This is a genomic window from Sorangium sp. So ce117 (assembly GCF_051524395.1).
Lineage (GTDB): Bacteria > Myxococcota_A > Polyangia > Polyangiales > Polyangiaceae > Sorangium > Sorangium cellulosum_B.
The window spans coordinates 9,910,726-9,922,665 of sequence record NZ_CP150309.1; the positions used below are offsets into that span (position 1 = coordinate 9,910,726).

The following is an 11,940-nucleotide window of genomic DNA, read 5'->3' on the forward strand; positions in this document are numbered from 1 at the left end:
CGTGCTTGAATCGAAAGGAACCGTTCGTGACACTTGGCATGACTTTTTTTGGGCATGCGCCCAGCGCCGCACAGGATGATCTGTCTGGATCTCGGAGCGCCATAACGTCACTGCCTGAGCTGCTCGCTCGCCGCGCGGAAGAGCTCGGCGACGCGCCCGCGTACGTCCATCTCCACGAAGGCGAGGAGGAGACGGCGGCGCTCTCGTTCGCCGCGCTCCACGCCCGTGCTCGAACAATCGCCGCCTTCCTCCGCGCGCGCTATCCGCCGAAGAGCCGAGTCCTCCTCCTGTTCGCCCCCGGGCTCGAGTTCATCGAGGCGTTCTTCGGCTGCCTGCTGGCGGACATGGTGGCTGTCCCCACGTCACTCCCGCGGCCGAATCGAGCGGAGTCTCGGTTCGACGCCATCACGGCCGACTGTGCCCCTGCGTGCGCGCTCGCCGCGGGTCCCACGCCGCGGGAGCGGGGCGCGTCGGCCTCGCGCTCCGGGCTCGCCGTTCACACGCTGGAGGAGTGCTCCTCGGACGCCGGTGCCGGACGCGCGGGCGGCGCGCGTGGCGTCGAGGACGCGCGGGGCACGACAGACGACGTCGCGTACCTGCAATATACCTCCGGCTCGACCTCCAGCCCCAAGGGCGTGATGGTCAGCCATCGCAACGTCCTGCAGAACTGCCGCATGCTCGCCGACGGGTTCGGGATCGAGCGCGGCGACACCTTCATCAGCTGGCTGCCCCACTTCCACGATCTGGGGCTGATTCACGGGATCCTGCTGCCGCTCTTCGTGGGCGGCAGATGCACCAGCATGCCTCCGGCGTCGTTCATCTCCCGGCCCATGCGCTGGCTCGAGGCGCTGTCGCGCCACCGCGGCCACCACAGCGCGGCTCCGAACTTCGCCTTCGATCTCTGCGTGACGAGCTCGACCGCCGAGCAGCGCGCCCGGCTCGATCTGTCGGCGTGGAAGACGGTGATCAACGGGGCCGAGCCCGTCCGCGCGGGGACCCTCGCGCGCTTCCTCGAGGCCTTCGCGCCGAGCGGATTCCGGCCCGATGCGCTGCGCCCCTCCTATGGCCTGGCCGAGGCGACGCTGGGGGTCAGCGTCTCGCCGAGGCGCCCGCCGCGCGTCGTCACGGTGAGCTCCACGGAGCTGCAACAGGGGCGAGCGCGCGCCTGCTCCGCCGCGGAGTCCGACGCTCGGGAGCTCGTGAGCTGCGGCCGGCCCCTGCCCGGAACGCGCGTCGCGATCGTCGATCCAGCCAGCGGAGCGCCCGCGCCGGATCTGCAGGTAGGCGAGGTGTGGGTCGAAGGCAGCGCGGTGGTGAGCGGCTACTGGAGGAACCCGGAGGCGACCAGCGCCTCGTTCGGCGCGCGGCTGCGCGGGGCAGGCGATCTGCGCTTCCTGCGGACCGGCGATCTCGGGTTCTTGCAGGACGGGGAGCTGTTCATCACAGGGCGGCTCAAGGACGTCATCATCGTCCGGGGACGCAATTACTATCCGCAGGACATCGAGCTCGCGGTGTGCTCCGCCCACGAGGCCTTTGCGCCCGACGGGGGAGCAGCCTTCTCCGTGGGCGTCGAGGAGGGGTTGAGCCTCCCTGCCGAGGAGCCGGAGGCGATCGTCGTCTGCCAGGAGATCAAGCGCGGGCAGCGCGGGCTCGATCTCGAGGCGCTCGCGCGCGCCGCTCGGCGCGCCGTGGCGCAGCAGTTCGGGCTGCCGGTGCACGCGGTCGTGCTCCTCCCCCCGCGCCGCATCCCCAAGACCACGAGCGGGAAAGTGCAGCGGAGGGCGTGCAAGGCGGCCTTTCTGCGCGGCGAGCTGGAGCCCCTCGGCGTGTTCCACGGCGGGCCGACGGGCGATGGAGCGCCCGTCGCGGCCCAGGACGGGGCGTCCGCAGCAGCCAGCGCGCAGCCCGATGGATCGAGCTGTACCGCGCGCCTCGGGGCGCTCGTGGGAGACCTCCTTCAGGTGGACGCCGCGCAGCTGCGCTGGGACGTGCCGCTCGTCGAGATCGGGCTCGAGTCGGTCAAGGCGATCCAGCTCGCGGAGCGCATCGCGGGGCTCAGCGGCAGGCAGATCTCGCCGGTGAGCTTGATCGAGGGAATGACGTTGACCGAGCTGTCGCTCCTGCTCGCCGGGCCGCTCTCGCCCGGCGGCCCCGAGGGAGAGGCCCCCATCGTCAGCCCAGGCGACGACGACCCGGGAGCGCCCTTTCCCCAGACCGACGTTCAACGGGCGTATCTGGTCGGGCGCGAGAGCGCCTTCGACCTCGGGGGCGTCGGCTGTCACGGCTACCTCGAGCGAGAGTGCGATGGGCTGGATCTCGAGCGCTTCGAGCAAGCGTGGAATCGGGTCATCGCACGCCACGCGATGCTCAGGGCCGTGTTCACCGGAGACGGGCTCCAGCGGGTGCAGCGGACGGTGCCCCGCTTCGAGCCGAAGATCTGGGATCTCCGCGCGATGACGCCGGCCGACGCCAGCCGGGCGCTCGATGACATCCGTCATCGGCTGTCCCACCGCGTGTTCGCGCCCACGGAATGGCCCCTGTTCGACGCCGGCGTGTCGCTCCTTCCAGACGGCCGGCGCCGCGTGCACATCAACCTGGATCTCCTCGCGCTCGACGCCTGGAGCTGCGGGATCGTCTCGCGCGATCTGGAGCGCTTCTACGAGCAGCCCGAGCTCGAGCTGCCGCCGCTCGGCGTGACCTTCCGGGACTGCATCGTGGATGCGGAGCGCCATCGACAGACACCGGATCACGAGCGCTCGCTCGCGTTCTGGCGCGAGCGCGTGGCGAGCCTCCCCCCCGCGCCCGACCTGCCGCTCGCCAGGAAGCCTCGAGAGGTCACGCCGCCCCGGTTCGTGCGGCACAGGGGGCGCATCGACCGGTCCGCGTGGGAATCGCTGAAGAGCCGGGCGAAATCGAGCCGCCTCACGCCGTCGGCCGTCGTCCTCGCGGCGTTCGCCCAGGTGCTCGGGAAGTGGAGCGCCCGCCCGGAGCTCTCGCTCACGCTGACGTCGTTCGAGCGCCCGCGGCTGCACGAGGACGTCGCGGAGATCGTCGGCGACTTCACCACCGTGGTGCTCGTGGGCTTCGACGTGGGCGGGCGCAAAGCGGTCTCCGAGCTGGCGCGCGCCACCCAGGACCAGATCTGGAGGGCGATCGAGCACCGGCGCGCGGGGGCGATCCCGGCGCTCCGCCAGGCGCGCGCGCCGAGCGTCCCCGTGGTGTTCACGAGCCTGCTCGGCCAGGGAGGGGCCGAGCCGCAATCGCTGTTCTCCTGGCTCGGCAAGGAGGTCTTCATGGTCACCCAGACGCCGCAGGTGTGGCTCGATCATCAGGTGACCGAGGACCAGGGGGAGCTCGCGTTCTCCTGGGATGTCGTCGACGGGCTCTTCCCCGAGGGGATGGTCGGAGCGATGCTCGAGTCCTATCTGGATCTGCTCGCGCGGCTGGCGCGCGGCGACGAGGCGCTCCAGCGGGCGAGGGTCGCGCTCCCGATCGCGCAGCAGGAGGCGCGCGCCCGGATGAACCGGACGCAGCAAGCCGCGCCGGAGGAGCTGCTCCACGCGGCGTTCCTCCGGAGCGCGGCGGCCCGCGGCGGGTCGCCCGCGGTGATCGCGCCCGGGGGGAGCATCACCTACGGGGAGCTCGACCGGCAGAGCAACGCCCTCGGCCGAGCCTTGCGGGCCCGCGGCGCGCGCCCCAACACCCTCGTCGCCATCGCCTGCGAGAAGGGCATCACGCAGGCGCTCGGGGCGCTCGGCGTCCTCAAGTCCGGGGCTGCCTACCTTCCCGTCGATCCGGCGTGGCCCCGAGAGCGGCTCTGGGGGATCCTGGCGCAGGGCGAGGCGCGGCTCGTCCTCACCCAGGCGCGGTTCGCGGAGCCGGCCCGGTGGCCCGCGGGGACGATCGTCGTGCCCCTGGACGCGCCGGGCGGGCTGTCAGAGGACGAGTCGCCCCTCGAGGCCGCTCAGCGGCCCGACGATCTGGCCTACGTCATCTTCACCTCGGGCTCGACGGGGAGGCCGAAGGGCGTGGCGATCGATCACCGCGGCGCCGTGAACACCCTCGCGGACGTGAACGCGCGCCTCGGCGTGAACGCGTCCGATCGTGTCCTGTCGCTCTCGTCGCTCGCCTTCGATCTGTCGGTCTACGACCTCTTCGGCCTGTGGGCGGCGGGGGGCGCGGTGGTGCTGCCCGAGCCGGCCCGGCTGCGCGATCCCGGCCACTGGGAGGAGCTGATGTCCCGGCACGGCGTGACGTTGTGGAACACCGTCCCGGCGCTCATGCAGATGCTCGTCGAGCACCGGGCGGAGCGCCCGGGCGCCCCCGCGCCCCTGCGCGCCGCGCTCCTCAGCGGGGACTGGATCCCCGTGACCCTGCCCGATCGCATCCGCGAGGCGTTCCCGGGCGCGTCGGTGCTGAGCCTCGGCGGGGCGACGGAGGCGTCGATCTGGTCCATCGCCTATCCGATCACCCGCGTGGATCCGAGCTGGAAGAGCATCCCTTACGGCAAGCCGCTCGCGAACCAGCGGTTTTACGTGCTCGACGGGGCGATGGAGCCGTGTCCCGACGGGGTGCCCGGGCGCCTCTACATCGGCGGCGTGGGCCTCGCGCGCGGCTACTGGCGAGACGAGGAGAGGACGCGCGAGCGCTTCGTGACACACCCGGAGACCGGAGAGCGGCTGTACTGGACCGGCGACCTGGGACGCTGTTTGCCGGACGGGAACATCGAGTTCCTGGGACGCGAAGACTTCCAGGTGAAGATTCAAGGGCACAGGATCGAGCTCGAGGAGATCGAGGCCGCGCTGCTCCAGCACCCCGACGTGGCGAGCGCCGCGGTCTCGGTGGGGAGCACGGCGAGCGGTGGAAAGCGGCTCATCGCCCATGTCGTTCCGGCCCAGGGCAGGGCGCTCGAGGCGCCCGCGCTGCGGGCGTTCATCGCCTCGAAGCTCCCGGACTACATGGTGCCGGGCGCCTTCGTGGAGACGTCCCGCCTCCCCCTCACCAGCAACGGCAAGGTCGATCGCAGCGCCCTTCCGGATCCAGCGCGCGAGTCCGGCGTGGAAGCGCCGGCCGGCGCGCCGCCGCGGAGCACCGCGGCGGATCCGGCGCTCGCGCCCGGGGTCGAGGCGCTGCTCCGCGAGCACCCGAGCGTCGCGGCAGCGAGGGTGGAGCGCGCCGCGGGGGAGCGCGCCGGGAGGGTCGCGTACGTGACGGCCCGGGAGGGCGCGGCGGACCCGGAGGTCCCCTTGCTGCAGGATCCGATCGCGAGGCTGAAGTTCAAGCTGAGCAAGCCGGCGCAGCGCGATGATCTCTCCGGGGCCGCCATCCCCCTGATCGCACGCGCGCGCACGGACGAGGATCTCTCGGCGTTCGCGCGGCGGCGCAGCTATCGCCAGTTCCGGAGCGAGCCCATCCCCTTCGAACGCCTGGCGCGCTTCCTGAGGCAGCTGTCTCCGGTGAGGTTGCCAGGTTATCCGCTCGCCAAGCAGCTCTACGCCTCGGCGGGCAACCTGTATCCGGTGCACGTGTATCTGTATGTGAAGCCGGATCGGATCGAGCGGGTCCCCGGAGGCACGTACTACTTCCACCCCGAGCGGGAGCAGCTGGTCACGATCCAGCCCGGCGCGCACATCGACCGGTCGGTCCACGGGGGCCCCAACGGGCAGGCGTTCGACAGCTCGGCGTTCAGCGTGTATCTGGTGGCGGATCTCGGCGCCATCGAGCCGGTGTACGGCAGCCGGGCGCGGGATCTGTGCCTCATGGAGGCCGGCGTCATCGCCCACCTGCTCGAGTCGACGGCGCCGGATCACCACATCGGCCTCTGCCAGACGGGCGGATTCGACTTCGCGCAGGTCGCCCACCTCTTCCAGGTCGGCCCCCGCCACGAATACCTCCACGGCCTCGTCGGGGGGGCCATCTCGGACTCCGACACCACCCTCGAGGCGCTGGCCCGCGAGTCGGCGGCGCTGGCGGCCATGGTCGACGCCGCGACGCGCGCCGCGTCGCCGCAGGTCCGGGAGGACGCGCCGCCGCCCGCGGAGCGAGCCAGGGCGAGGCCCGCCGCGGTGGCGAGCGACGGCCTGGAGAGCGCCATCGCCCGCATCTGGGCCGAGGTGCTGAGACGCCCGCGCGTCGGTCACGACGACAACTTCTTCGATCTCGGGGGCGATTCGCTCCTGCTCGTCAGCATGGCGCGCAGCCTCCGCGAGCGCTTCAGCCGCGATGTTCCGCTTGTGCACCTGTTCGAGCATCCGACGGTGTCCCAGCAGGCGGCGTACCTGAGGACGCTCGGGGTGAACGCGCCCCCCTCGGCGAACGGCGAGGATGCGGCGGCGGTCGGGGCCGCGCCGCGCGCGGCGGAGGGCGGCCGGTTCGACGCCATCACCGCGCGCGCCCAGCGGCAGCGCGAGCGAGGCCTGGAGCGGCGCGCGCTCGCGTCGTTCACGCCGGAGCAGGCCTCGCGCCGGAACAAGCCGGAGGAGTGAGCGATGCAGGACCTCGAAGATCTGCGCGATGCCATCGCGATCGTCGGGCTGAGCGGGCGGTTCCCGCAGGCGAACGATCCGGAGGCGTTCTGGAGGAACCTGCGCGATGGCAGGGAGTCCATCGCCCGCTTCACGGAAGAGGAGCTGATCGCCGCCGGGGTCCCTCGCGCCCAGGTGAGGGATCCGGGCTACGTCAAGGCGCGACCTGGCCTCGACAGGCCGGAGTGGTTCGACGCCGACTTCTTCGGATACAGCGAGCGGGAGGCGCAGTGGATCGATCCGCAGCAGCGGCTGTTCCTCGAGTGCGCGTACGAGGCGCTCGAGGACGCAGGCCACGACGCCGAGCGGTTCCCCGGCTGGATAGGCGTCTTCGCCGGCGCCAAGATGAACTCGTATCTCCTCTCGCACCACCGCGCGCTGCTCCAGAAGTTCGAGTCCTCCGAGGCGATGCAGCTCCTGATCGCGAGCGACAAGGACTATCTGACGACGCGCGTCGCGTACAAACTCAACCTCAAGGGCCCGAGCATCAGCGTCCAGACGGCCTGCTCCACCGGGCTCGCGGCGGTCCACCAAGCATGCCAGAGCCTGCGGGCCGTCGAGTGCGACATGGCGATCGCGGGCGCGGCGTCGGTGATGTTCCCGGAGCGGCGCGGGTACTTCCACGAGAAGGGCGGGCCCACGTCTCCCGACGGCCACTGCCGTCCTTTCGACGCCGACGCCGCGGGGACCGTGTTCGGCGACGCGGTCGGGGTCGTCGTGCTGAGGCGGCTCGAGGACGCGATAGAGCAAGGGGATTTCATCCACGCGATCGTCCTCGGATCCGCGACGAACAACGACGGCTCCGCCAAGGTCGGGTACACCGCCCCGAGCGTCGACGGGCAAGCCTCGGTGATCGTGATGGCGCACGAGGTGGCCGGCGTCCGAGCGGACACCATCGATTATGTCGAGGCGCACGGGACCGGCACGGCGCTGGGCGACCCCATCGAGGTACGCGCCCTGGAGCAGGCCTTCCGGCGCGCCGCCGCCCCGCTCCGCCGGTGCGCCCTCGGATCGGTGAAAGGGAACGTGGGCCACTCGAACACGGCGGCCGGCATCGTCGGGCTCATCAAGACGGTGCTGGCGCTCCGGCACGCGCAGATCCCGGCCACGCTCCACTACCAGCGGCCCAACGCGGAGATCGACTTCGACAGCTCTCCTTTTTATGTGAACACGGAGCTCCGCGCCTGGCCGAGGGACAACGGCCCTCGGCGAGCCGGCGTGAGCTCGTTCGGGATCGGGGGGGCGAACGTGCACGCGGTCCTCCAGGAAGGGCCGGCCTATCACCCGACCCCCGGCGGAGAGAGCGAGATCCTGGCGCTGTCGGCCCGGAGCGAGGCGGCCCTGGCAGCGATGCGATCGCGCCTCGCGGAGCACCTCGAGGGGCACCCGGAGATCTCCTTGCGAGACGCGGCGTTCACGCTGCTCGAGGGGAGGCGGAGGTTCTCGCACCGCGATTTCGTCGTCGCGTCGTCGTCGCCCGACGCCGTCGCGCGGCTGCGCGAGGCCAGGCCGGGGCGAGGGGCGCGGACGGGCGCCGCCGGCGTGGTGATGCTGTTCACCGGCCAGGGGAGCCAGCACCCCGGAATGGGCCGGTCGCTGTACGAGGAGCACGCCGTCGTCCGGGAGACCCTGGACGAGTGCGCGGAGCGGCTCCGGCCGCTCCTTGGCCGCGACCTGCGAGCGCTGCTGTTCAACGGCACGGCCGACGAGCTCCGGGAGACGGAGGTCGCTCAGCCGGCGTTGTTCGCCGTCGAGTACGCCGCGGCGCGGCTGCTCGAATCGTGGGGAGTGCGCGCCGAGGCGCTCCTCGGGCACAGCGTCGGCGAGCTCGTGGCGGCCTGCGTCGCGGGGGTGTTCTCGCTCGAGGACGGGCTCCGGGCGGTCGCGGTGCGAGCGAGGTTGATGCAGTCGCTGCCGCGCGGGGCGATGCTCGCGGTGCCGCTGTCCGAGGGGGCGGCGCTCGAGAGCCTGCCGCCCGCGCTGTCGCTCGCCGCGGTGAACGGGCCCGAGCTGTGCGTCGTCTCCGGCCCCGAGGCGGCCATCGCGAGGTACGAGGCGCAGCTCGGCGCGCGCGGGATCCAGGGCCGCCGGCTCCAGACCTCCCACGCCTTCCACTCCGCCGCGACCGAGCCGATCCTGGACGAGTTCCGCAGGGTCATGGCGGCGATCACGCTGCGCGAGCCCCGGATTCCGCTCCTCTCCAACGTCACCGGCGGGTGGATGACGGGCTCGATGGCGCGGAGCGCCCAGTACTGGGCCGACCACCTGCGGCGCGCGGTCCGCTTCGGCGACGGCGCCAAGGCGGCGCTCGAGGGCGAGGGACCGCATCTGTTCGTGGAGGTCGGGCCCGGCTCGACGTTGTGCTCGCTCGTGCGCGCGCAGCTCGGGGGGAGCGGGCAGAGCGCGGCCGTTCCGCTGCTGCCCGGGCCGGGCGACGCCGGGAAGGGCCGGCGCGTGCTGCTCGAGGCGGCCGGCGAGCTGTGGGCGCGCGGCGCCGACCTGCGCTGGCAGGCGGTATTCCCGGACGCCCGGGCGCGCCGCGTCCCGTTGCCGACCTACCCCTTCGAGCGGAGGCGCCACGCGGTCGAGGACGGCCTGCCAGAGCCGTCCGCGAGCGCGACGGAGACCGCGGCTCCCGAGGGCGCGGAGGGCACCGGCGGAGCGCGGCTGTTCCGGCTCCGCTGGTCTCGTCTCCACGAGGCCGCCTCGGTATCCCGGCTCGAGAACGAGGCGCCGTGGCTGCTCCTCACCGACGCAGACGAGGGCGCGGGCGCGCTCGAGGCGCACATCCGCGGCTCGGGCGCTCGCGTGATCACCGCCCGCCCCGGGCCGGCGTTCGCCGCGTCGGGCGACCTCGGTTTCGTCCTGCGCCCTGACAGCGAGGAGGATCTCCAGGCGCTGCTCTCGACCCTCGACGGGCAAGGCGTCTTTCCCCGGCGCATCGTCCACCTGTGGAGCGCGCTGGGGAGGCCGGGCGAGGGCGCTGAAGAGCTCCTGCGGCGGGGCTTGCTCAGCGTGTGCGCCGTCTCGCGGAGCCTCGGCGCCGCGCCGCCAGCGGCGGGGCTCGAGCTCGCGATCGTGACCCGGGGAGCCCACGCGATCGCCGGCGAGACGACCCCTTCGCCGGACCATGCCGCGCTCGTCGGCCTCTGCCGCAGCCTGGGCAACGAGCTGGCCGGCGTCCGCTGTCGCGCCGTCGATGTGATCCCGCCGCGGGACGGGGAGACCACCACGTCGTGGGCGCGGGCCGTCTTCCGGGAGCTCGCGGGCGAGCCGGAGCACGACCTCGTGCTCCTGCGCGCGCAGCAGCGCTGGGTGCCCGCGTTCCAGGCGATCCTCCCTCCATCGCCGGCCGCGGAAGCATCGCGCCTGCGGCGCGGGGGCGTCTACCTGATCACGGGCGCCTTCGGCGGGATCGGGCTGCGCCTTGCCGAGCACCTCGCGCGCGCCTGGTCGGCGAAGCTCGTGCTGATGGGGAGGACGCCGCTCCCGCCGCGATCGGAGTGGCCGAGCTACCGGGAGCGCGACGGGGCGCTGGCCGCGACCGCCGAGATCCTCGAGGCGCTCGGGCGGATGGAGGCGCAGGGGGCGGAGCTCGTCGTCACCGCCGGGGACGTAGCCGAACCGCAGGACGTGGCGCGCGCTTTCGCCGAGGCGAGGGCCCGCTTCGGGCGCGTCGACGGGGTATTCCACGGCGCCGGGATCCCGGGCGCCGGCCCGCTCGAGGCGCGGACGGACGAGGAGATCTGCCGGGTGCTGTCGCCGAAGACCACCGGGACACGGAACCTCGCCGACCAGCTCGGGCAGGAGCGAGAGCAGCCGTTCCTCGTGCTGTTCTCATCGACGTTCTCCCATCTCGGGGCGACGGGACAGGCGGATTACGCCGCCGCGAATGCGTACCTCGACGCCTTCGCCGGGGCGTACCAGAGCGCGACCGGCAACCCGAGCTTCGCCGTCGCCTGGGACGGCTGGGAGCAGATCGGGATGGCGGCGCGGGCCAGGATCACCCGGCCAGGGCCATTGCCGCCTGGGCCGAGGTCGAGCCTCCGGGGGCACCACCCGCTGATCGACCGGGTCGACGACGCGGCGACCGGGCCGCGGGTGTTCCACAAGCGGTTCAGCCTGGCGCGCGACTGGCCTGTCGCGGAGCACCGGACGCAGCGCGCCGGGCTGGTTTCCGGCACGACCCTGCTCGAGATGGCGCGGGCCGCGGCCACGCTCGCGGGGATGGGCGCCGTGGAGCTGCATGAGGTCCGCTTCCACGCGCCCTGCCGCGTGGAGGACGGGGCGCCGCAGGACGTCTGTCTCGAGAGCGAGCGGAGCGGGGCGCGGACCGACTTCTCGATCTTCGCTCCGGGCCCCGCCGGGGCCAGGGAGCGGCTCGCGTCAGGCACCTGGACGCCCGCGCTCGACGAGACGCGCGAGCACGCGCCGGTCGAGTCGATCCGGCGGCGCGGCCGCCCGGCGGCCACGCGGCAGCTCTTCGAGGCCGTCAACGCGAGCGGCTTGCTCCGGTGGGGACCTCGCTGGGACTGCATCGAATCGCTCCATGTCGGGGAGGACGAGGCGCTCGCCGAGCTCCGTCTTCGCCCGGAGTTCGCGGAGGACCTGTCCGTGTACGGTCTGCATCCGGCGCTGCTCGACGTGGCCACCTCGGTGACCGCCGTGCTCGACCCTCGAGGGATCTACCTCCCCGTGGGGTACGGCCGCGTGGTCTGCCTGGCGCCGACGCCATCGAGGCTGTTCAGCCATGTTCGCCTGCGCCGGGAGGAGACCGAGCCTGGCCGTGTTCTCTCCGCGGACGTGACCCTGCTCGACGAGCAGGGGCGGGTCATCGCCGACGTCACCCGCTTCGTCCTCCAGCGCGTCCACGGTGGCGCTGGCGCCGCCCTCGCCGCGCCGTCGCGGAGAGCGTCGCGCGGCATCGACCCGGAGGACGGGATGAAGGCCATCGAGCAGATCCTCGCGCTCACCGGGCCCGAGCAGATCGTGGTCTCGCCGCGCGACTTCCCGGCCCTCGCCGAGCAGCAGCGCCGCGCCCGGCGGGAGCCCTCGGCGAGCCCGCGGCTGCCCCTCGGCGACGACGAGCGGCCTCGCGACGAGATCGAGCGCGTCGTGTGCTCGCAGTGGGAGGAGCTGCTCGGCCGGCGGCCGATCGGCATCCACGACGAGTTCTTCAGCCTTGGCGGCCACTCGCTCCTGGCGATCCAGATCCTCTCGCGGATCAACGACGCATTCGACGTCGATCTGCCGAAACAGGACATGTTCGAGGGGGCGACCGTCGCCCGGCTCGCCGAGAAGATCACGAGCGCGCTCGCCGAGCGCCTCGCGATGCTCGAGTCGATGACAGACGCGGACGCGCCCGGCGAGCCGTCCTGAGCCGTGAACGCGCCGGAACCCGGGAGAGGAGCGTCGA

2 protein-coding genes are annotated in these 11,940 nt (G+C 72.8%); both read left to right on the top strand.

Going from position 1 to position 11,940, the window contains the following annotated elements; translation table 11 throughout:
• The first annotated feature begins 38 nt into the window (after positions 1-38).
• On the top strand, positions 39-6,485 hold the full coding sequence (locus WMF46_RS37175; protein WP_437981548.1) for an amino acid adenylation domain-containing protein: 6,447 nt from the start codon (positions 39-41) through the stop codon (positions 6,483-6,485).
• Between the two features lie 3 nt (positions 6,486-6,488).
• Complete coding sequence (locus WMF46_RS37180) at positions 6,489-11,903, top strand: SDR family NAD(P)-dependent oxidoreductase (RefSeq protein WP_437981549.1); 5,415 nt, start codon at positions 6,489-6,491, stop codon at positions 11,901-11,903.
• Positions 11,904-11,940 lie beyond the last annotated feature (37 nt).

Coding starts and splice junctions, on each gene's coding strand:
- WMF46_RS37175 (WP_437981548.1), top strand. CDS start 39: ATGACTTTTTTTGGGCATGCGCCCAGCGCCGCACAGGATGATCTGTCT.
- WMF46_RS37180 (WP_437981549.1), top strand. CDS start 6,489: ATGCAGGACCTCGAAGATCTGCGCGATGCCATCGCGATCGTCGGGCTG.